Source organism: Anabaena azotica SJ-1 (assembly GCF_047275885.1).
Classification (GTDB): domain Bacteria; phylum Cyanobacteriota; class Cyanobacteriia; order Cyanobacteriales; family Nostocaceae; genus Trichormus_B; species Trichormus_B azotica_A.
Genome location: NZ_CP178454.1, coordinates 5,346,880 through 5,365,199, shown reverse-complemented (window position 1 = coordinate 5,365,199; position 18,320 = coordinate 5,346,880). Strand labels below are relative to the sequence as shown.

27 protein-coding genes are annotated in these 18,320 nt (G+C 37.6%); 11 read left to right on the top strand and 16 right to left on the bottom strand.

The window, feature by feature from the left end:
* Nucleotides 1–68 precede the first annotated feature (68 nt).
* Together ACLLO5_RS23320 and psaI are read left to right on the top strand one after the other, a co-directional pair.
* Nucleotides 69–647, top strand: a complete 579-nt coding sequence (locus tag ACLLO5_RS23320) for a DUF4351 domain-containing protein (protein WP_413172873.1) — start codon at nucleotides 69–71, stop codon at nucleotides 645–647.
* Between the two features lie 310 nt (nucleotides 648–957).
* Entirely contained in the window at nucleotides 958–1,098 is a 141-nt protein-coding gene (gene psaI, locus ACLLO5_RS23315) for a photosystem I reaction center subunit VIII (protein ID WP_190558249.1), read from the top strand.
* Nucleotides 1,099–1,251: 153 nt separating this feature from the next.
* Here psaI and ACLLO5_RS23310 read toward each other — a convergent pair whose 3' ends face one another.
* From ACLLO5_RS23310 to ACLLO5_RS23285, 6 genes are all read right to left on the bottom strand, one after another.
* Nucleotides 1,252–1,371 (bottom strand): photosystem II reaction center protein J, encoded by a 120-nt coding sequence (locus tag ACLLO5_RS23310; RefSeq protein ID WP_013190555.1) that lies wholly within the window; start codon nucleotides 1,369–1,371, stop codon nucleotides 1,252–1,254.
* A gap of 54 nt (nucleotides 1,372–1,425) precedes the next feature.
* Nucleotides 1,426–1,545 (bottom strand): photosystem II reaction center protein L, encoded by a 120-nt coding sequence (locus tag ACLLO5_RS23305; RefSeq protein WP_083389546.1) that lies wholly within the window; start codon nucleotides 1,543–1,545, stop codon nucleotides 1,426–1,428.
* 9 nt (nucleotides 1,546–1,554) lie between these two features.
* Nucleotides 1,555–1,692, bottom strand: a complete 138-nt coding sequence (psbF, locus tag ACLLO5_RS23300) for a cytochrome b559 subunit beta (RefSeq protein ID WP_013190556.1) — start codon at nucleotides 1,690–1,692, stop codon at nucleotides 1,555–1,557.
* A gap of 9 nt (nucleotides 1,693–1,701) precedes the next feature.
* Nucleotides 1,702–1,950 (bottom strand): cytochrome b559 subunit alpha, encoded by a 249-nt coding sequence (gene psbE / locus ACLLO5_RS23295; RefSeq protein ID WP_013190557.1) that lies wholly within the window; start codon nucleotides 1,948–1,950, stop codon nucleotides 1,702–1,704.
* Between the two features lie 119 nt (nucleotides 1,951–2,069).
* Complete coding sequence (locus tag ACLLO5_RS23290; RefSeq protein ID WP_413172872.1) at nucleotides 2,070–3,092, bottom strand: photosynthesis system II assembly factor Ycf48; 1,023 nt, start codon at nucleotides 3,090–3,092, stop codon at nucleotides 2,070–2,072.
* A 112-nt stretch (nucleotides 3,093–3,204) separates the two neighbouring features.
* Nucleotides 3,205–3,549 (bottom strand): rubredoxin, encoded by a 345-nt coding sequence (locus ACLLO5_RS23285; protein WP_413172871.1) that lies wholly within the window; start codon nucleotides 3,547–3,549, stop codon nucleotides 3,205–3,207.
* Nucleotides 3,550–3,743: 194 nt separating this feature from the next.
* Here ACLLO5_RS23285 and ndhC point away from each other — a divergent pair, with 194 nt between their 5' ends.
* The 6 genes from ndhC (at nucleotide 3,744) to ACLLO5_RS23255 (ending at nucleotide 6,329) form a co-directional block, all read left to right on the top strand.
* Nucleotides 3,744–4,106 carry a photosynthetic/respiratory NAD(P)H-quinone oxidoreductase subunit C gene (gene ndhC, locus ACLLO5_RS23280; protein ID WP_413172870.1) on the top strand — a complete coding sequence of 121 codons (363 nt, stop codon included), beginning with the start codon at nucleotides 3,744–3,746 and terminating at the stop codon, nucleotides 4,104–4,106.
* Complete coding sequence (gene ndhK / locus ACLLO5_RS23275; RefSeq protein WP_413172869.1) at nucleotides 4,097–4,831, top strand: photosynthetic/respiratory NAD(P)H-quinone oxidoreductase subunit K; 735 nt, start codon at nucleotides 4,097–4,099, stop codon at nucleotides 4,829–4,831. The genes ndhC and ndhK overlap by 10 nt, the downstream gene beginning before the upstream one ends.
* Nucleotides 4,824–5,351, top strand: a complete 528-nt coding sequence (locus ACLLO5_RS23270; RefSeq protein WP_413172868.1) for an NAD(P)H-quinone oxidoreductase subunit J — start codon at nucleotides 4,824–4,826, stop codon at nucleotides 5,349–5,351. The genes ndhK and ACLLO5_RS23270 overlap by 8 nt, the downstream gene beginning before the upstream one ends.
* 187 nt (nucleotides 5,352–5,538) lie before the next feature.
* Entirely contained in the window at nucleotides 5,539–5,751 is a 213-nt protein-coding gene (locus tag ACLLO5_RS23265; protein ID WP_413172867.1) for a type II toxin-antitoxin system HicB family antitoxin, read from the top strand.
* Complete coding sequence (locus ACLLO5_RS23260; RefSeq protein WP_413172866.1) at nucleotides 5,744–5,971, top strand: type II toxin-antitoxin system HicA family toxin; 228 nt, start codon at nucleotides 5,744–5,746, stop codon at nucleotides 5,969–5,971. The genes ACLLO5_RS23265 and ACLLO5_RS23260 overlap by 8 nt, the downstream gene beginning before the upstream one ends.
* Before the next feature lie 61 nt (nucleotides 5,972–6,032).
* Nucleotides 6,033–6,329, top strand: a complete 297-nt coding sequence (locus tag ACLLO5_RS23255) for a hypothetical protein (protein WP_413172865.1) — start codon at nucleotides 6,033–6,035, stop codon at nucleotides 6,327–6,329.
* 273 nt (nucleotides 6,330–6,602) lie between these two features.
* Here ACLLO5_RS23255 and ACLLO5_RS23250 read toward each other — a convergent pair whose 3' ends face one another.
* Nucleotides 6,603–6,842 carry a hypothetical protein gene (locus ACLLO5_RS23250; RefSeq protein ID WP_413172864.1) on the bottom strand — a complete coding sequence of 80 codons (240 nt, stop codon included), beginning with the start codon at nucleotides 6,840–6,842 and terminating at the stop codon, nucleotides 6,603–6,605.
* 316 nt (nucleotides 6,843–7,158) lie between these two features.
* Nucleotides 7,159–8,112 carry a tetratricopeptide repeat protein gene (locus ACLLO5_RS23245; RefSeq protein ID WP_413172863.1) on the bottom strand — a complete coding sequence of 318 codons (954 nt, stop codon included), beginning with the start codon at nucleotides 8,110–8,112 and terminating at the stop codon, nucleotides 7,159–7,161.
* Between the two features lie 279 nt (nucleotides 8,113–8,391).
* On the opposite strand from ACLLO5_RS23245, the gene ACLLO5_RS23240 reads away from it, so the two are divergent.
* Entirely contained in the window at nucleotides 8,392–10,422 is a 2,031-nt protein-coding gene (locus ACLLO5_RS23240) for an elongation factor G (protein WP_413172862.1), read from the top strand.
* Between the two features lie 105 nt (nucleotides 10,423–10,527).
* Here the strand turns inward: ACLLO5_RS23240 and ACLLO5_RS23235 are convergent, their stop codons facing one another.
* From ACLLO5_RS23235 to ACLLO5_RS23210, 6 genes are all read right to left on the bottom strand, one after another.
* On the bottom strand, nucleotides 10,528–10,989 hold the full coding sequence (locus ACLLO5_RS23235; RefSeq protein WP_413172861.1) for a DUF29 domain-containing protein: 462 nt from the start codon (nucleotides 10,987–10,989) through the stop codon (nucleotides 10,528–10,530).
* Between the two features lie 473 nt (nucleotides 10,990–11,462).
* The gene (locus ACLLO5_RS23230) at nucleotides 11,463–12,101 is read right to left on the bottom strand and encodes an NUDIX hydrolase (protein WP_413176217.1); all 639 of its coding nucleotides are present in this window, start codon (nucleotides 12,099–12,101) and stop codon (nucleotides 11,463–11,465) included.
* Nucleotides 12,098–12,565: an EVE domain-containing protein gene (locus ACLLO5_RS23225; protein WP_413172860.1), complete on the bottom strand. Its 468-nt coding sequence runs from the start codon at nucleotides 12,563–12,565 to the stop codon at nucleotides 12,098–12,100. Before ACLLO5_RS23225 ends, ACLLO5_RS23230 begins: the two co-directional genes overlap by 4 nt.
* Nucleotides 12,566–12,819: 254 nt before the next feature.
* A complete protein-coding gene (locus tag ACLLO5_RS23220; protein ID WP_413172859.1) occupies nucleotides 12,820–13,149 on the bottom strand; it encodes a hypothetical protein in 330 nt (109 codons plus the stop codon).
* 45 nt (nucleotides 13,150–13,194) lie between these two features.
* Nucleotides 13,195–13,665: a hypothetical protein gene (locus ACLLO5_RS23215; RefSeq protein WP_413172858.1), complete on the bottom strand. Its 471-nt coding sequence runs from the start codon at nucleotides 13,663–13,665 to the stop codon at nucleotides 13,195–13,197.
* A gap of 16 nt (nucleotides 13,666–13,681) precedes the next feature.
* The gene (locus ACLLO5_RS23210; protein WP_413172857.1) at nucleotides 13,682–14,011 is read right to left on the bottom strand and encodes an AAA family ATPase; all 330 of its coding nucleotides are present in this window, start codon (nucleotides 14,009–14,011) and stop codon (nucleotides 13,682–13,684) included.
* A 157-nt stretch (nucleotides 14,012–14,168) separates the two neighbouring features.
* Here ACLLO5_RS23210 and ACLLO5_RS23205 point away from each other — a divergent pair, with 157 nt between their 5' ends.
* Nucleotides 14,169–15,065 carry a prohibitin family protein gene (locus ACLLO5_RS23205; protein WP_413172856.1) on the top strand — a complete coding sequence of 299 codons (897 nt, stop codon included), beginning with the start codon at nucleotides 14,169–14,171 and terminating at the stop codon, nucleotides 15,063–15,065.
* Between the two features lie 500 nt (nucleotides 15,066–15,565).
* Here ACLLO5_RS23205 and ACLLO5_RS23200 read toward each other — a convergent pair whose 3' ends face one another.
* Complete coding sequence (locus tag ACLLO5_RS23200; RefSeq protein ID WP_413172855.1) at nucleotides 15,566–16,351, bottom strand: DUF4058 family protein; 786 nt, start codon at nucleotides 16,349–16,351, stop codon at nucleotides 15,566–15,568.
* A 99-nt stretch (nucleotides 16,352–16,450) separates the two neighbouring features.
* On the opposite strand from ACLLO5_RS23200, the gene ACLLO5_RS23195 reads away from it, so the two are divergent.
* Nucleotides 16,451–16,636, top strand: a complete 186-nt coding sequence (locus ACLLO5_RS23195) for a DDE transposase family protein (protein WP_413172854.1) — start codon at nucleotides 16,451–16,453, stop codon at nucleotides 16,634–16,636.
* Between the two features lie 43 nt (nucleotides 16,637–16,679).
* Here ACLLO5_RS23195 and ctpC read toward each other — a convergent pair whose 3' ends face one another.
* Nucleotides 16,680–17,963, bottom strand: coding sequence for a carboxyl-terminal processing protease CtpC (ctpC, locus tag ACLLO5_RS23190; protein WP_413172853.1), 1,284 nt, complete (start codon nucleotides 17,961–17,963; stop codon nucleotides 16,680–16,682).
* Nucleotides 17,964–18,320: the final 357 nt, after the last annotated feature.

Below are 18,320 nucleotides of genomic sequence, written 5' to 3'. Positions count from 1 at the left end.
CAATTTTTTTACTAAATTAAGCTTATAGTGAAAATATTCTGGTGATATTGGTATTTTTGAGTTGGTAAATGATAGTTGAAGAAGCGATCGCACTAGTCGAACAATTATTAGAGCGGGGATGCTTAACAAAAGTTCAAGAACTTGTGTTTCGTAAATCTTGGACAGGACAGACTTACTTAGATATGGCTGTAGATTCTGATTATGATCCAGGTCACATCAAAGACGTTGGTTCTGAGCTTTGGCGATCGCTCTCGAAAGCTTTAGGTGAAAAAGTTACCAAAAATAATCTACACAGGGTATTAGAGCAAACAGCACAACGACAAATAGGTGAAAGAAATAATATAGCAGGGTATACAGAAATTTTAGCAGGATTAAAATTTGAAAAAGATATTATTATGCTATTTTTCCCACAGGATATTATCCAACGGTTAGTAATTGATCAAGATATTTTACAAAAAGTTGAAAAACAAGAAGCTTTAAAATGGATTACTAGTTTTCTCAATTATCGTTTTGGTGAAGTTAATCCATCATTGAGAGAAAATTTTCAGGAATTATCTCTGCAAGAGTTAGAAGTATTAAGAGATGTTTTATTTGATTTTTCAACTTTAGCAGATTTAGAAGTTTGGTTAAAACAACAAAAAGATTAACCATCAGTGAAGGTTAGATTGCACAGAATCAGCATCTATTATAAAGTGCAATGCCTGTGATGGGCGTAGCGATCGCATGAAATAATGTCTTTATCCTCAATCAAATACTAATGTCTTGCTGCTTTCCTCAAAAATGTCGGACATGGATTGCAGAAAAGACGAGTTATATTTGCTACAAGTGATAATTTATCCAGAGAGATTTGAGAGCAAAGTTACTAACTGTTAAAAATCTTGAGAATTTGCAAAAATAGTGAGAATTTTGCAGTAAGCTCATTTTGAATTGTAGTGTGACTTCAAAGGATTCTTTATTATGTCAGGCTCATTTTTGCCCTCTATCTTGGCTTATTCTTCGTTCTTACCTTCCATCTTCGTTCCTTTGACTGGTCTAGTTTTACCAGCAGTAGTTTTCGCGTTCTTATTTTTATACATTGAACGTGAAGATATCGCTTAATTAGGTGGTGGGGACTAGGGATAATTAGTTACCTCTTATATTCCCATTACCAAATCACCAATTACCCATTTTTACCTAAAAAACCGCCGATCTCTTGGAGACAGGCGGTTTTTTAAAGTTTGTTTTTCCACAAAAATGTGGATTAGGTTAGTCTTATAAAGAAGAACCTATGCCGGCGTAGGCACCATAAAAGAAGATACCTACAACAGTAATTACACCTAAACCTGCGATTGTAGCGACAACCCACAGGGGAATTCTCCCACTTCCAGACACAGTTTTCTCCTCCCTTAACAACAAATCAACAGAAATTAGCGGTGACAGTTCCAGTTAGTTAAAGAAGTAACTGGAGAAAAGAATCCCTAGAACGAAAATTAGTAGAAGTCCCAGGTACAGAGAAGTACGGTTTAACTCAACTGGTTGTTGATTAGGATTTGGCGATCTATCCATGAGTTGCTCCTAGCGTTGAATAAACTGCATTGCGGCGATCGCGCCCAAAAAGAAGACAGTTGGCACACCTAAAGTGTGAACTGCAAGCCATCTGACTGTAAAAATTGGATAGGTAACTGGTTGATTGATGTTATTGCCGCTTGCCATGATCTCAAATTACTTTCCGATAAATGTTTCTACTTGCTTTTTAGCTTCAAAACGGTTTTTCACAATAGGCACTTCTTGACGCACCTGAGTGAAATACTCATTAGGACGGGGTGTGCCAAAGGCATCATAAGCCAGTCCAGTGCTAACAAATAACCAACCAGCAACGAATAAAGCTGGAATGGTGATGCTGTGAATTACCCAGTAACGAATACTGGTAACAATGTCCGAAAATGGACGCTCTCCAGTGGTACCTGACATTTAAGTGACTACCTTCACAAAAACTACTATTGAGTTTATTATCCTACAAAGTTTAGAAAGAGTTACAAGTTGCAACGTTCTTCTCAGAAAAGGTTATCATCTCTTAACCCACCTTGTAACTAAGCAGCCTCTGGTGGGGATGATGAATTGGCATTGGGGTTATATTTGAGCAGAATACCGTGATCGCCAATGATAAAACCTTGATCAGGGCTAAAAAATACAATCTTGTACAAATTAGCAGCCACTTCTTCAACCTCACGGTCTTTTTCCCAGGTTTGACCACCGTCGGTACTGCGTAGCAAATTGCCGCTACCACCACCAATCCAGATTTCTTCAGGTGTACGATAGGCTAAATCTAGTAAACCCCAGCTAGTAGCCAACTCTGGATATTCTACATCCAACCACTCATCAGGTTTAGTCAAATCACTAAATTGAACTTGACCCCCCCGCGCTAATAACCATAACTGGCCATTATTAGCAAAACCCATATTTTCTAAACGCCTAGAACTATTGCGGTTATGGGGGTCCCAAGCTGCTTGTCCTGGTTCCCAGACAGAGTAAAAACTACCTTTAGAGGAAACAGCGATATACTTACCATCAGGCGATCGCTCCAAGTTACGCACCACACCAACAGCAGCCTCTACTTGTGCCTTCCAGTTTTGACCACCATCTGTAGTTTTATAAATAGCTCCCACATCAGTAGCCATTTCTGCTGTATTTTCACCCAAAGCAGTAATCAAAATTGGGCTACCAGGTAACTTTTGATTCAAGGGCAGACTAGACCAAGATTTACCTTCATCAGTTGTATGCAGCAACAAAGAAGGTTCTCCAACTATCCAACCTTCCTTACCTGCAAAACTTACTGAATCAAATCGAGATTTTGGCTCATCTACAGCTAATTGTAGCGGTTGCCAAGTATTTCCACCATCATTGGTTTCCAACAGAGTCGCATTACTACCAACTAAATAACCATGTTTAGGGTTATCAGTAAAAGCAATATCGAAAAGTTTCGCCTCGGTTGGCACATTAATAACTTCCCAGGGATTAAAGCTAACAGAAGGAACTTTGCTACAACCTATACAGGCTAGGACTACTATGAGCGCGGCAAATATTCCTTGCCACTTCTTTACAATTGAATGCATCAGTATTTCTTAGTGTTTATCTAAATTTACAGAGGTTTTATTTAAGGTGTAACAGCAAAGACAAGAGGCAGAAGGCAAAAGAAGACATTCTCTCCATCTCCCCAAGCGGGTTTTACTGTAAGCCGTAAAGACTGATAAAAAACAAAAAGCCCAGAGCTAAAGCGCTAAATATCAAGATGTTCTTTTGCGCGGGAGTAAGTTTATTTACACCCAAGCCGTAACCTAAGTTTTCTTTAAAACCAGATGCTGTACCTGACGGTCCAATATTGGCAAAAGCTACCTTCTTGGCCGTACAAACTGGACAACGCCAATTTATAGGTAGTTCAGAAAACAGTGTCCCGGCAGGAATATCATGGCTGTCGTCTCCCTTTTCGGGTTCATAAACATAACCGCAGGAGCGACACTCATACCTATCTAACACTGGAGTTTCAATAGCTTGTTCAGCTTGTTCGCTCATGGCTAAAGCCTCTCAGATGGAAATCTTAAAGATACGTTAAAAATTATGACATAATTGTTAGACTTTTCTATCACTCTCAAAACTGAATCAAATACAAGCAGCACGTCTGTTTCCCAGATTTCAGAAAACCCTAAAAGATATAATGTAAAAGAAACTCACAGCTTTATTTCCACCATCAGCGGTAGATATCCATTGTGTTTGTCCTCAACGGTTACGAATATCTTCTAGGCTTCTTCCTCCTTTGTAGCCTAGTACCAGCCCTGGCGCTTTCCGCGTCCAAACTCCTCAGACCTAGTAGCTTCAGCCCAGAACGGCGCACAACTTATGAATCCGGCATGGAACCCATTGGTGGTGCCTGGATTCAATTCAACATTCGCTACTATATGTTCGCTTTAGTCTTTGTCGTCTTTGACGTTGAGACTGTTTTCTTATACCCGTGGGCGGTAGCTTTCCACCGATTGGGTTTATTGGCGTTTATTGAAGCGTTAATTTTCATTGCGATTCTCGTAGTCGCTTTAGTTTACGCATGGCGTAAAGGAGCATTGGAATGGTCTTGAATTCTAATATAACCACCCAGGACAAAGAGCGAATCATCAACCCGATTGAGCGTCCTACAGTTACTCAAGAACTGTCAGAGAACGTGATTTTAACTACCGTTGATGACCTCTACAACTGGGCGCGGCTTTCTAGCTTGTGGCCGTTGCTATTTGGTACAGCTTGCTGCTTCATTGAATTTGCAGCTTTAATTGGTTCTCGTTTTGACTTTGACCGTTTTGGATTAATTCCTCGTTCTAGCCCCCGTCAAGCTGATTTAATTATCACCGCTGGTACAATTACCATGAAGATGGCTCCTCAATTGGTGCGTCTTTATGAACAAATGCCCGAACCCAAGTATGTAATTGCTATGGGTGCTTGTACAATTACAGGCGGGATGTTCAGTGTTGACTCACCTACAGCTGTGCGCGGAGTTGATAAACTAATTCCGGTGGATGTGTATTTACCTGGTTGCCCTCCCCGTCCAGAAGCGATTATTGATGCAATTATTAAGTTGCGGAAAAAAATTGCTAACGATTCAATGCAAGAACGGGGTCAAATCAAGCAAACCCACCGCTATTACAGTACAACTCACAGCATGAAGCCAGTACCAGAGATTTTAACTGGTAAGTATATGCAGTCAGGAACTCGCTTCAATCCGCCCAAGGAATTGACCGAAGCAATTGGTATGCCTGTACCCCCGGCGTTGCTGACATCCAAGACAAAGGAGGAAGAAAAGCGTGGCTGATGAAGAATCTAAAATAGTTCCAGCGGCTGAAGAGTCTATAGTTCCAGCGGGTCAGGTTTCCCAATGGTTGACAGAAAATGGCTTTGACCATGAATCTTTAGCCCCTGATGCTAATGGGGTAGAGATTATTAAGGTAGACGCAGATTTTTTGCTTCCTACTGCTACAGCTTTGTACGCTTACGGGTTTAATTATCTCCAATTTCAGGGAGGTATTGACTTGGGTCCTGGACAGGAATTGGTCAGTGTCTATCACTTGGTGAAGGTAAGTGATAATGCTGATAAGCCAGAAGAAGTCCGGGTAAAGGTGTTCTTACCTAGAGAAAATCCCACTGTGCCTTCAGTGTACTGGATTTGGAAGACTGCGGACTGGCAAGAGCGTGAGTCTTACGATATGCTCGGTATTATCTATGAAGGTCATCCCAATTTGAAGCGGATTTTGATGCCGGAAGATTGGGTAGGTTGGCCTTTACGCAAGGATTACATCTCGCCTGATTTCTATGAGTTGCAAGATGCTTATTAGGTAGTGCTGATTTTGAATCTGTGATTTACCCCTTTCCGATGGCGGAGAGGGGTATTGTTTTTTCATGATTGTATAATAACAGTATGAGTTGTGTTATGCCTACGGCACGCTGCGCGAACGCGCAAAGATGCGAAGTTTTTGAGATATATTTTGGATTAGATGAGAAAATTTAAACTCTAGGAAAATTATGATGAAGTCTCGTAGCTTTACAGTGATTGTTCATAAAGAAGATGATATGTATATAGCTGAATGCCCAGAAGTTGGGACAGTTGATCAAGGAGAAACGATTGAAGAAGCGATCGCAGGTTTGAAGGAAGCAACACGGCTTTATTTAGAAGAATTTCCTTTACCTGAAACTTCTCCTAGATATGTAACCAGTATTGAGGTTAGTCATGCCTAGATTACCGCGAATCTCAAGTAGAGAAGCGATTCGTGCGCTGGAACGTTTAGGATTTGAGGAAGTTCGACAAACTGGAAGTCATGTTGTTATGAAAAGGGAAACAGCAGATGGTGAAATTGGTTGTGTTGTTCCTCTACATCGTGAGTTGAAGGTTGGTACTTTAAGTGGGATTCTCAAGCAAGCACGAGTCACTGCTGAAGAGTTTATTGGTAATCTATGATAGTCCTGCCAAATATTGCAGGATAAGAAGTAATTTAATCAATCTTTGTTAATTTAGTAGTATGAAAACTTATCAAGAATTAAAAATACAAACACAAAAAATGAGTGATACCGAATTTATTGATGTTATTAAAAATTTCACTCAAAAGGGCAATGATTGGACTTATCTCCAACAAGAATCAGAAGAACATATAAATGAGAGGAGTACGCCTTCATTTATTCTATTTTTAGAAGATGGATATCACCTACCTACATTTCTTATAACTAAAAGAAAGATTGTGAATAAAAATAATCAAAAAGATGATAAATCTTATTATTATATAGGAAATATATTTAACTCTCAACATGGTAATATATAGGCATCCGGTTTGATTCCTGAATTTTCCTATGTAGGAAGGCAAGAGGCAAAAGGCAAGAGGCAAGAGGATTTGAGAATATAAAGGTGTACCGAGTTTTGTATGGCTACGCCACGCAAGCTATCAAAAATCAAATAGGATTCCTATAGAATTGATGTTGGATTAAAAATTTTGGAAGAGCCATAAAAAATTTTATCTGTGCTAAATATTAAGAATCTTTTTCAAAAATATAAATGGTGCGCCAACCTGTCGCTAACGCACCCTACAAATTAAACTTTACATCTTTCCTTTTGCCATGACTTGTTGCAGATGTTGACGAATTTCGTGCGCTTCGTCAATTTCTGACTGACGCAATTTTTGAAATAGTTCTACACAAGGTTGGGAATTTGCTTCTTGTGCATCTTTAATGTAACGTTCATAAGCTTGCACTGCTGCGGCTTTGTTGTGCAGAACGGTGATAAAATCGTACTCTAAATTACTAATTGGCTCTTGAGTTTTTGTTTTGGTAGTGGTCATTATTTTTTTGCTCCTTTAACTGTTTATTTAATTTATACTGATTCTCAAAGTTTGATTCATCTACCTGCTAGTTGACAAAAATATTACCCTCAGACAGAAGTCTACAAGATAGATCCCCAATTTCTTTGAGAAGTCGGGGATCTGGGTATGATTTTTATTTCTACCCATTGGCTTATTGACTATGACATAGGCTGCTTTTGCTCACATTCATCTAAATACTGAAATTCCAACTCATTTTGTCGGTCTCTCCGTTCTTGATGCGCGATAGGACAGTATTTTGTGTTTGCACTCATACAGTATATTAATGCTTTCCGCCTCAGCGTGGTTTGTTATTTAGATTGTTATTTAACTTTTGTGTTTGTATTAACAATTTTTCGGCATTTATCGCCCATTGGGAATTTCCCTGATTTTTATATAAATTTCTAGCATATTCAAATACTTTCATTGCTTCTGTATATTGTTTTAATTGTATAAAGACTAATCCTGCCCCATAATAAGCATCGGCATAGTTAGAATTTGCATCGGCTGATTTCCTAAATGCTGCTAATGCTTCGTTAAATTTGCCCTGATTAAACCAAATTGACCCCAGGTTATAATGAGCCTCTGCATATCTGGGATTTATGGCTATTGCTTTGATAAAGGCTTGTTTTGCTGGTTCTATTTGTCCTTGTTGCAGATAGGAAATGCCTAAATGATAGGCTGGTTCTGGGGAATTAGGACTATATGTTATGGCTTGTTGAAAATATGCGATCGCACTATTCCCATCTTTTTGGATTTCTCTAATCAATCCTAAGTTATAATAAGCAAAACCCAGCTTTGGATCTAGTTGTAACGCTCGTTGTAAATAATCAGTTGCTAACTGTAAATTATTCCCTTCTAATAACGCCCCACCTAAATTTGCAAAGGCTGGTGCAAACTGGGTATCTGCTTGCGTTGCTTGATAAAATGCGTCTGCTGCTGGTTGCAATTGTCCAGCTTGTCGCAGTGCTAGACCCAAATTATAATAGGCTGCGGCTAATGTCGGGTCTAATTGTGCTGCTTGACGAAAAGCGGCGATCGCATCTTGTACCCTACCCTCCTGAATCGCTTGTAAGCCTTTATTTAACCAGTCTAAAGCAATTTGACGGGGAGTCTGGGCTATTAGGGGAAGATGGGGAGATGGGGAGGTAGGGAGATGGGGAGAAGTGGAGAATACTGGTTTAATATTTACACTTATTGCTAGAAAAGTTGAAATTCCAATTATAGAAGATTTTTGTAATGATAAGGTCATAAATTTTCTAGATAAAAACATCTTGAGTTACTTTTTCTAGTTAAAAAATGTGGTTGCAATCTTATTTATTGATAAAAATTCTATATTTAGAATATAACTTAGCATTGCTTAATATTACTTAAACTAAATCTTACGATAAACTACGATTTTTTTAAACTCAGATTAAACGATGGATAATAAAAAATTAAAGAACGCAGGAATAATTCTCCTGTCCGATCAATGAATTACTCCTGAGAATATACATGATGCGGTTGAGGGAATCACCGTAAAGGAGGGTTTATGAACGAAAAAGTAAAATCCGGTTCACGGAATGTGGCAATTGTTGGACCCTATTTGAGTGGAAAAACCACATTACTAGAAAGTTTGTTATTTGTCACCGGAGCGATTTCTCGCAAAGGTAACGTTAAAGATGGTAACACAGTTGGAGATAGTGCCAACGAAGCACGCGATCGCCGCATGAGTGTGGAGATATCCGCAGCTTGTACCGAATATGAAAATACACGCTTCACATTTATAGATTGTCCCGGTTCAGTAGAATTTGCCCAAGAAACATACAATAGTTTAATCGGAGTTGATGCGGCGATTGTTGTTTGCGAACCGATCAAAGATAGAGTTTTAACATTAGCACCATTATTCAAATTTCTCGATGATTGGGAAATTCCTCACATCGTTTTTGTGAATAAAATGGACAGGGCAAATATTCATGTTTTAGAAACATTAAATGCCCTAAAAGCAGTTTCCAGCCGTCCTTTAGTGCTTCACCAATACCCCATTATGCAGGGGGAACAACTGACAGGATTTATTGATATGGTAAGCGAACAAGCTTATCAATATCATGCTGGCGCACCTGCTGATCCTATACCATTTCCTGAAGAATTAAAAGCGGAAGAACATCAAGCCAGAGCAGAAATGTTAGAAGCTTTGGCAAATTTTGATGATCATTTACTTGAAGAACTTTTAGAAGATATTGAACCACCCCAAGAAGAAATTATCAAAGATTTAAAACTAGAATTAGGTGCAGACTTAGTTGTACCAGTTTTCTTTGGTGTGGCAGAACAAGATTTTGGTGTTAGACCTTTATTAGAAGCACTACTGCGGGAAGCACCAGAACCAGAAACGACAATGGAACGGCGTTTACAGACAATCAGTGATACTCCTTTAGCGCAAGTCCTCAAAACTTTCTACACTCCCCAAGGTGGTAAAATTTCCCTGGTGCGAGTATGGCAAGGAACATTAACTGATGGGATTGTTTTAAATGGCGTTCGTGCTGGTGGTCTTTACCGCTTAATGGGACAACAACAACAGCAAGTTAATCAAGCCGTGGCTGGGGAAATTATCGCTGTGAGTAGGTTGGAAGGAATCAAAACTGGGGATACAATTTCTACAAATTCCCATTTAAAAGAATTACCAAAAGCGGAAAATTTAGAACCTGTTTTTGCTTTAGCAATTACACCAGAAAAACGTAATGATGAGGTAAAACTGAGTGCGGCTATTAGCAAATTATTAGAAGAAGATAGTTCCTTAGCTTGGGAACAACACGGTGATACTCATGAAGTGATACTTTGGGGACAAGGGGAAATACATTTGCAAGTTGCGTTAGATAGATTGCGACGCAAATATAATTTACCAATGTCTACTCATCTTCCCCAGGTTCCTTATAAAGAAACTATCCGCAAACCTGTAAATTCTGTTCATGGACGTTATAAACATCAAAGCGGTGGACATGGACAATTTGGGGATGTATTCTTAGATATTCAACCTTTACCCAGAGGGGAAGGTTTCAATTTTAATGAAAAAATTGTTGGTGGTGTTGTTCCCAGACAATATATTCCTGGTGTAGAAATGGGTGTGCGGGAATTTCTCACACATGGGCCTTTAGGATACCCAATGGTGGATGTTGCGGTGACATTAACCAATGGTTCTTATCATACCGTTGATAGTTCGGAACAAGCTTTTAAACAAGCTGCACGTCTAGCAATGCAAACGGGGATACCTCAAGCACAACCAACGCTGTTAGAACCGATTTTAAAGGTAGATGTGAATACTCCCAGTGAGTTTACTTCTAAAGTTTTGCAGCTTTTGAGTGGTAGACGGGGACAGATTTTAGGTTATGAAGGTAGACATGATTGGCCGGGTTGGGATAATGTGGCTGCATATTTACCCCAAGCGGAAATGCAGAATTTTATTGTAGAATTGCGATCGCTCACTTTAGGCGTTGGTTCTTTCCATTGGGAACAAGATCATCTACAAGAAGTACCGGAAAAGCTTGCTGAACGCATTTTAGTTACTAATAGTGGTAACAGCAAGTAGTTTCATCTCATTCTCGTTCCCAGTCTCTGACTGGGAATGCTATCAGGAAGGTTCTACCTTCTGTTTTTGCTCTTACGCAGAAGTTCAGAGAAAGAAACGTCAACTTTATTCTGGTAAATAATCTTGATTTAAAATTTCATCTGTAGTCAAAGGACAGCTTACAGGAAAAGTATCAAGTGATAAGTCTGTTTCTAAGGATGCTAGTTTTCTCGCATCTTGATAACACTCGCTAAATACCTCAGAGAAATATTTTTTTAAACTGGGACTTTCAGTTAATTCTTCTTTCAATCTGCGTCTATGTTCAAACATGGTAGACAACCAACTATTACTGCGTTTTTCAGGTTGATATTTATATTTGAGAAGGTGCATTAATAACACTAATAAATTACTTTTTAATGCTCTTTTTTCACTTCTCCCCATACTTTCGATTTCTTCAATTAAATTAGCTAAATCAATTTCTACAAAGTTACCATTTCTTAATTGTTTTGCTGTAGTTTCTATCCATAGATAAAAGTCTTCATGATAAAGATTTGAATTAGTAAGGTTTGTGGGTTGAGTTGCTGTCATTTTATTTCAACCTCCTCAAAGAAATTGTGAAATTTTTGAGCAGTATCTTTAGGTACAACTAGAATAGTTAATCAATATAATCATTATACTTGAATCCCTCACTTTAGGCGTTGGTTCTTTCCATTGGAAGATCATCTCCAAGAAGTACCAGAAAAACTTGCTGAACGCATTCTCACTACTAATGGTAGTAACGGTAAATAGTTCCATATCGTTCCCAGTCTCTGACTGGGAATGCTATCAGGAAGGTTCTACCTTCCGTTTTTTGTTTCAAATTACCCAAATAAACGAACCACAGAGACACAGAGGAATGAGAGTTTCAGGACTTACGCAAATGGCATATTAGTAGGGTGCGTCAGACTTCATAAATCCTGTAAATAAACAGATATTTGATACCTGATGCACCATAAAATAGATGTTTGGTGTGACATTTGCGTAAGTCCTAAGTTTGAGAGATTCTTTTATTTGGAAGTTCCTTAATAATCATTGTCAGCCACACAAATACCTTTACATTTAATACCATTCGTAGCAGTACGCTGACAGTGAGAACATAGAACTTTTTCGCTTTCAGTTTCTTGATTATTGAACCACCACTGCATGAAAACAGCACGACATTGTAAACAATGAAGATGGTTAAATAAATCATTAACACCAGTGCTATTGATTGGATAAACTGCACCAATATATTCTGGATTAATTTCTATATTAGGTTCTATTTCCGCTACACAACCATAAAGTTTCTGATTCGAGAAAGAACTATTCACTAACCACCCTTGAGTATTCAAAGCTGAAATTTTAGTAATATGATTTTCACTAATTCCCATCTCCCGCAACAGAATAGCTGGAACTGCAACTTCTGGAGATTTGTCATTAGGGACACGACCACCAGGAAAGTCCAAAGTGAAATCCCCTACTCCTGGTCGATAGCTAGGTGGTGGCAAAATTACATAATTATTCTGAATAGGCAAAATTACAACTGAATCAGCTTTTTCAACACGCCAATATTCTAATAGTTGACCTTCATGATCTTGCAGATTTTCACCAATGACTGTTAGCCACTTTGAACGCAATTCCAAAAACCGATTCTGAACTTGCCACTGCTGGGATTGTTTCATAAAGTTTCCTCAAAATTTAGTATTTTCTTAGCCACTGCTAACGATACAGGCATCACAGATAAACGATTTCCTGGTCTGACTAAAAGTAACTCATCAGAACTAAATTTTTCTTTGAGTATTGATAGCAATATTGGGTTAGAGAAAGTTTCAACAAATTCAACTCCTACTGTTTGCCACCGGGGAGATTCAAGACTTGATTTAGGGTCATAATATTTACTTGTTGGCTCAAATTGTGTCGGGTCAGCAATACCAGTTTTTATTATACGCATTAACCCCACAATACCAGGAGAATTAGTATTAGAATGGTAGAAAAAAGCCAAGTCACCTAACTGCATTTGACGTAAAAAATTACGAGCTTGATAATTACGCACACCGTCCCAAATAGTTTCACGCTGTTGTTGCAAGTCAGTAATACTATAAACTTCCGGTTCTGATTTCATCAACCAATAATTTGCAGAATTCATTGAGAATATAAACAATAAGGTAAATATTTATGTCAAAGCGATACCGAGCGAAATTGACAGCCAGATACGGCAAATGAACCTAATACTGTAATAATCTAACATGATTAGGGATAATGGGCATCAAGGACTTAGTTTCTTGCTTTCTTCGTTCCCAATCTCTGACTAGAAATGCTATCAAGAAGCTTCTACCTTGCATTTTTTGTCTCACCCAGAGAGAGGAAAGATAAGAAAAAAATTAAGATTGTTCTGGTAAATTATCTTGGTTTAAACTCTCGTCTGTCGCAAATGGAGAATCTACATGAATTGGTATTTAGATTTACATAAATATATAAGTAATATACTAATGAAATAATACTATTAATATCTGCTGTATAAGAGGCATCTAAGATATTTTGGGATAATTTAGATTGAAAATAAATCATATCATTATTTAGTTTAGCATAACCATCTATTCCTCCATCACTTCCAGGTTTTCCTGGTGTTAATCCCAGATAAGCAGCAAAACGTCTACCTAAATCTTGTTTTGCTGCTTCGTTAGAATAAATAATGCCGTTTACTAATGCATCAATTTCTAAGAAATCCATTTTTATTTTTCCTGATTAACAGTTTTAAATTCTCCAACTAATTGTTTATAAAGTAAATTGATGCCAACAAACAAACAAACATTCGTTGATTCTATCTTTCATGTCCAACTGTTCTATTTTGTTTGATGTTTCAGGCGATAACCTAATTTTCCCTGAAAATCTATCACGGTCTTTTTTAGACATATTCTCTATTGGACTAATTTGTTTTAATTCGGCTTGATAATTTTCTGATTCTTCATCAATTATCTTTTGGATACTTTCTTTATGTTCAGAGAAAAGAAAATGTACATAACTAATTGCTGATTCTAGAAATAGTTCTTTTCCTAATCTTAGGATTGAAGTTAGTTTCCGTATTTTTTCTAACTCAGAGTTAGTATATATTAATTCTATATCTAAATCTAAATTTAAGTTTTGGATTTCTTGTTTTTCTCCCTCTACTTTTTTTATGCGATTTTGAATGGCATTATCGACCAAAAAATCTTTACTGTGAGTAGTTACTTTATCTTCTCTAGACATAATTAATCTCCCCAGATTATCCATCTAATAAATCAACAAAGTAATCGTATAAATGTTCTGAACCTTCATAGTCCCAAATATATTTTCTATCGTGATAAATAGCATTTTGCATTTCCTCTTGACAATCATACATTTGATCCGCATACATTACTATACTATTTTCGTATTTTTCCCAATCTTTTGATTTTTCTGGATTTCGATCAATGTAAAACTGCCAAAAATCTGCCTGATCATCACAATCAACTAGAAGTGTACTATATTGTCTATTAAGAAGAACACCAGCAATATGGACAGCAAGGGTAGTTTTGCCTACACCACCGTCATTATGAGTACATAAAACAATCAATGGAAACAGTCTCCTGAAAATCTGAAATAGGTATTAAGGTATCCAAATAGGATTTGCAGCAATAGCATAAAATAACGATTCATGACCAAACCTTAAAGCCATGATTATACTTGTATGTTAAGTATATACAACATCTTAACAATACAGGAAAATCATAATGGGCTTTATATTCTCCCTCCTCACCAGTCTCATAGCTAGTCTCATATATCTTCAAAGCAGCAAAATTACCAGTGTCAAGACTCAACTTGCAGTCCGTGGAATTACCATATTAATTGGTAGTATTGCCTTACTAGCTTCAATTTCCAGACTGTTGGTGATAGTCCCACCAGGAAATGTGGGTGTTATCAATTTATTCGGTAATGTTTCCGAAAATACCCTTGATTCTGGTGTCCACTTAGTTAACCCCTTTGCTAAGGTGTTGAACTTTTCCACTCGTCTTAAAGATATTAAGGAAAATATTGACACAACTTCTCAAGAAGGTTTGAGTTTAAATCTTGATGTTAGTCTTCAATATAGACTTGATCCCCAGAAAGCAGCGATAGTATATAAAACCATTGGAATTAATGAAAAAGAATTGATTATTTCCAGATTTCGTTCTACAGTCCGTGCTATTACAGCAAACTATCCAGCTAGTGCAATTTACTCTACAAAACGTCAGGAAATAGTCCAAAAAATTGACCAACAATTAACTCAAGAAATACCAACATTAGGCTTCATTATTGATCAGGCACTTTTGAGAAATGTAAAAATGCCGGATACTTTGCAAGCAGCTATTCAGCAAAAGCTCAAAGCAGAACAAGAAAATGAACAGATGAAATTTGTGTTAGAGAAAGAGCGTCAAGAAGCTGAGAGAAAGACAATTGAAGCGAAAGGTATAGCTGATGCTCAAAAAATTATCTCTGGTGGACTTACTAACCAAATTCTGCAATTACGCGCAATTGAAGCTACAGAAAAACTTGCTCAATCTAATAATTCTAAAGTTGTCGTTATCGGTTCGGAAAAGGGGGGAACACCTATTTTAATTCAGTCAGATACAGGAACATCAAAACCTTAAATCTTGTATTCATTATAGGTTGGTTAGAGCTATAGCGATCGCATCTGCTTCCCTGTTTGGCTCAATGTGCAACTTAAGTGTTTAATAGCTGATGAGCGATCGCATTAGGAGTCTTGTATCTTTTTTTCATCATCAATACCAAAAGATACGCAAGGACTATCAACTTCTACCGCTGGAGTGAATGAATTACAAAAAATCACAGTTGCACAATTAACCCCCAACTCATCGGGGTGAGTACATTCTAATTTGACATAAAATGCACAGTCTTCACAGATAATCTTGCATGACACTGGTTGCGATTCGATAGAATCTGACATAATTCAAAATTTTGAAGAGAATATAAAACCCACTACATTGTGTGTGGTGTAGTGGGTGATAGCAGTAACAAACAATGTCTTTCTTATCATCTGTTATTTATGTAACTATTTTAATTCTTTTATGTAATAACTGTATCATTATCTTGCATTTATAGCAATTCATCCACATCAAGAAACTTGAGTCTACTGGAAACCACGCTCTTTTAACAACTCATTCACCCAAATAATATCTGTTTCTTGAATTGGTGGCACAGGTTCACGATTATAATCTATAGCTAAATCAAAACCAGCACGATCAAATAAATCTTGAATCACATTTTGTAAATCTACTAAAGGTTCTATATCTCCTTTCTTCAGAGGTAATAAAAAAGCGGGAATCGGTTCTTGTAAATTAAAAGGATATAATTCTGCTCTAGGACGTAATTGACTACGACTCACTAAAATGCGATAATCTGATTTAATTTTATCATCTAATATTGGCATGGATTCACCACCACGCAATAAATCTATTTCAACTAAATGTGTAGAACTTCCTAATATTTGTTGACGCTTATTTTGATATGCATTTCTCCCTTCTCCCGGACGTTTATTTTTAGGTGAAAGTAGTTCAATTACTGTGACAACTTCTCCTGTCGCAACTTCTCTGACTTCTAAATAACTTTCTCTAATTTCTTCAGGAATGGGAATATTTACTGTTACTGGTTCAACAGGTGGAGAAGCTACAGCAATATGAGAAGATTCTGGATTTGTGGGTTTTGAAGAACGTGCTATAGTGACATCAGGAATACCAATTAAAACAGAATTTCCATCTGTCATTTGATAGACTCTTTTTTCTACAGCTACTCTATATTTGGGTCGTAAATGAGGGAAAATTGCATCTGCGATCGCAATGATTAATCTACTGTGAACTTCTGGCCACAGTTCAGGATGTTCTAAATAGGGATTCATCCCTGGAAATGGTGAAGGCATAGGTAAATTTACACTTCTAAATCCAAGATCAGTTAAAATTAAAACTTTTTAATAATCATCAGTTGGCACTTTTTAATCCTAGCAAATTCATATTTGATTATGGCAAAAACACAAACCTGGTATATTGTCAAGTATAAATCAGAAAAATGTGAAATAGTCCCCAGCGAGAAAGTTGAGGAAAATAACCCAGACATCATTGCAAAATGGGGAACCTTTAATTCACAAGGAGAAGCTATTGCCAGTCGAGTAGGATTAATCAGGGCTGGAAAATGCCAACCCCAATAAATTCAAAATAGTGCTTCCAGCAGATTGCGCCAACACAATTTGTTTAATTCTTGTTTGTAGTCGTACTATTTTTAGCAGCTTGTTTACCCAAAATTTCCACAGCTTTAGCAAATTGTGGATCTTCTAAAGTAGCCAGTTTATCCCGTTCCTTTAACCACAAATCTTGTCTTTGGGCATCAGTCAAATCCACTTTTACATCAGGGTCAATACCATGCTTATTAATATCTTTACCGCTAGGAGTATGATATTTAGCAATAGTCACTGCTAACCCTGAACCATCTTCCAAAGGTCGTACAGATTGCACCAAACCCTTACCAAAGGTTTGAGTACCCACTATGGTTGCACGTTTATTATCCTGCAAAGCACCGGAAAGAATTTCACTAGCACTAGCTGAACCCTTATCCACCAACACCACCAAAGGTTTAGTAGTTAAAGCACGTCCTCTAGCAACTTCCCTTTCCTGTTCACCTTGACGGTCAATAGTAGAGACAATAGTTCCTTTATCTAACCACATTCGGGCAATATCCACACTGGAGAATAATAGCCCACCAGGATTACCCCGCAGATCCAAAATATAACCGGATACGTTTTTAGTTTCTAATTTACTAATTGCATCTTTCATTTCCTTGGCAGCATTAGCACTGAACTGATTCAGCCGAATGTAACCAAGATTACCCGCTGGAGTTTGTTTTTCAGAATACTTAACTGGATGGATTTCAATTCTAGCCCTTGTGATATCAAATTGTTTTTTCTGACCATTCCGCAAAATTTTCAATCTGACCTTAGTTCCCGCTTCACCGCGAATCAAAGATACAGCCTGGTTAGTATCCATGCCTTGGGTGCTTTTGCCATCAATTTCCAGGATCACATCCTTAGCCAGAACTCCCATTTTAAAAGCGGGTGTATCCTCAATCGGGGCAATCACAACTAATTGCTTAGTTTTTTCATCCTGACTGATGGTGATACCAATCCCTGTGAGTTCTCCAGAGGTATCAACCTGCATATTCTTGAATTCCTCTGGGTTCATAAACCGAGTGTAAGGATCTTCAAGCTTTTTAAGCATTTCTCGTATGGACTTATAAGCTTCCTCCTGGTTGGTGTAGGACTTGCTTAAATATTCTTTACGAACAGCTTGCCAATCTACCTGATTAAACGTCCCGTCTACATATTGACGGTAAACAATTTGCCAAACTTCGTCTATCAATTCCTTGGGACTTGCTTTAAATAAAGCCTGACCACGGGAGTGAATGCCAAGACTAGTAACAGCAATTGTAGAAAGCGTCACTGCCGTAGCACCTAGAACAAGTCTACTTTTTGTAATCACCATAATGACAGCTGTGTCAGAGGGAAAATTTATAGTCAGTATGCCCAATCTAACACAGGGTAAACAATTCAAGGTTCAAAATTCAAAATTCAAAATAAAGAAAATTCAGATTAGGCTAGGGGCAATGTGAGGGTGACAGTTGCACTATGAACTGGTTCACCAACGATGTTCAAAAGCCAACTACGTAAATCCACACATTTTTTAACAACGAGTTGAGGCAAAAATCAACAAGAAGTTGTGCGATCGCTTTTCTCGATTGTTTCGTACAGGTTTTTAAGGTCTAAATTCAAACAAATAGTGCGATTGTGTAGCGTACCATTAGACTAAAAACATATCCCGTCAAATCTCTAGACCTCTTGC

What these genes read in the sequence shown, in the direction of transcription:
- ACLLO5_RS23320 (WP_413172873.1), top strand. Translation starts at nt 69, where the DNA reads ATGATAGTTGAAGAAGCGATCGCACTAGTCGAACAATTATTAGAGCGG.
- psaI (WP_190558249.1), top strand. Translation starts at nt 958, where the DNA reads ATGTCAGGCTCATTTTTGCCCTCTATCTTGGCTTATTCTTCGTTCTTA.
- ACLLO5_RS23305 (WP_083389546.1), bottom strand. Translation starts at nt 1,545, where the DNA reads ATGGATAGATCGCCAAATCCTAATCAACAACCAGTTGAGTTAAACCGT.
- psbF (WP_013190556.1), bottom strand. Translation starts at nt 1,692, where the DNA reads ATGGCAAGCGGCAATAACATCAATCAACCAGTTACCTATCCAATTTTT.
- psbE (WP_013190557.1), bottom strand. Translation starts at nt 1,950, where the DNA reads ATGTCAGGTACCACTGGAGAGCGTCCATTTTCGGACATTGTTACCAGT.
- ACLLO5_RS23290 (WP_413172872.1), bottom strand. Translation starts at nt 3,092, where the DNA reads ATGCATTCAATTGTAAAGAAGTGGCAAGGAATATTTGCCGCGCTCATA.
- ACLLO5_RS23285 (WP_413172871.1), bottom strand. Translation starts at nt 3,549, where the DNA reads ATGAGCGAACAAGCTGAACAAGCTATTGAAACTCCAGTGTTAGATAGG.
- ndhK (WP_413172869.1), top strand. Translation starts at nt 4,097, where the DNA reads ATGGTCTTGAATTCTAATATAACCACCCAGGACAAAGAGCGAATCATC.
- ACLLO5_RS23265 (WP_413172867.1), top strand. Translation starts at nt 5,539, where the DNA reads ATGATGAAGTCTCGTAGCTTTACAGTGATTGTTCATAAAGAAGATGAT.
- ACLLO5_RS23260 (WP_413172866.1), top strand. Translation starts at nt 5,744, where the DNA reads ATGCCTAGATTACCGCGAATCTCAAGTAGAGAAGCGATTCGTGCGCTG.
- ACLLO5_RS23255 (WP_413172865.1), top strand. Translation starts at nt 6,033, where the DNA reads ATGAAAACTTATCAAGAATTAAAAATACAAACACAAAAAATGAGTGAT.
- ACLLO5_RS23250 (WP_413172864.1), bottom strand. Translation starts at nt 6,842, where the DNA reads ATGACCACTACCAAAACAAAAACTCAAGAGCCAATTAGTAATTTAGAG.
- ACLLO5_RS23245 (WP_413172863.1), bottom strand. Translation starts at nt 8,112, where the DNA reads ATGACCTTATCATTACAAAAATCTTCTATAATTGGAATTTCAACTTTT.
- ACLLO5_RS23240 (WP_413172862.1), top strand. Translation starts at nt 8,392, where the DNA reads ATGAACGAAAAAGTAAAATCCGGTTCACGGAATGTGGCAATTGTTGGA.
- ACLLO5_RS23235 (WP_413172861.1), bottom strand. Translation starts at nt 10,989, where the DNA reads ATGACAGCAACTCAACCCACAAACCTTACTAATTCAAATCTTTATCAT.
- ACLLO5_RS23230 (WP_413176217.1), bottom strand. Translation starts at nt 12,101, where the DNA reads ATGAAACAATCCCAGCAGTGGCAAGTTCAGAATCGGTTTTTGGAATTG.
- ACLLO5_RS23225 (WP_413172860.1), bottom strand. Translation starts at nt 12,565, where the DNA reads ATGAATTCTGCAAATTATTGGTTGATGAAATCAGAACCGGAAGTTTAT.
- ACLLO5_RS23220 (WP_413172859.1), bottom strand. Translation starts at nt 13,149, where the DNA reads ATGGATTTCTTAGAAATTGATGCATTAGTAAACGGCATTATTTATTCT.
- ACLLO5_RS23215 (WP_413172858.1), bottom strand. Translation starts at nt 13,665, where the DNA reads ATGTCTAGAGAAGATAAAGTAACTACTCACAGTAAAGATTTTTTGGTC.
- ACLLO5_RS23205 (WP_413172856.1), top strand. Translation starts at nt 14,169, where the DNA reads ATGGGCTTTATATTCTCCCTCCTCACCAGTCTCATAGCTAGTCTCATA.
- ACLLO5_RS23200 (WP_413172855.1), bottom strand. Translation starts at nt 16,351, where the DNA reads ATGCCTTCACCATTTCCAGGGATGAATCCCTATTTAGAACATCCTGAA.
- ACLLO5_RS23195 (WP_413172854.1), top strand. Translation starts at nt 16,451, where the DNA reads ATGGCAAAAACACAAACCTGGTATATTGTCAAGTATAAATCAGAAAAA.
- ctpC (WP_413172853.1), bottom strand. Translation starts at nt 17,963, where the DNA reads ATGGTGATTACAAAAAGTAGACTTGTTCTAGGTGCTACGGCAGTGACG.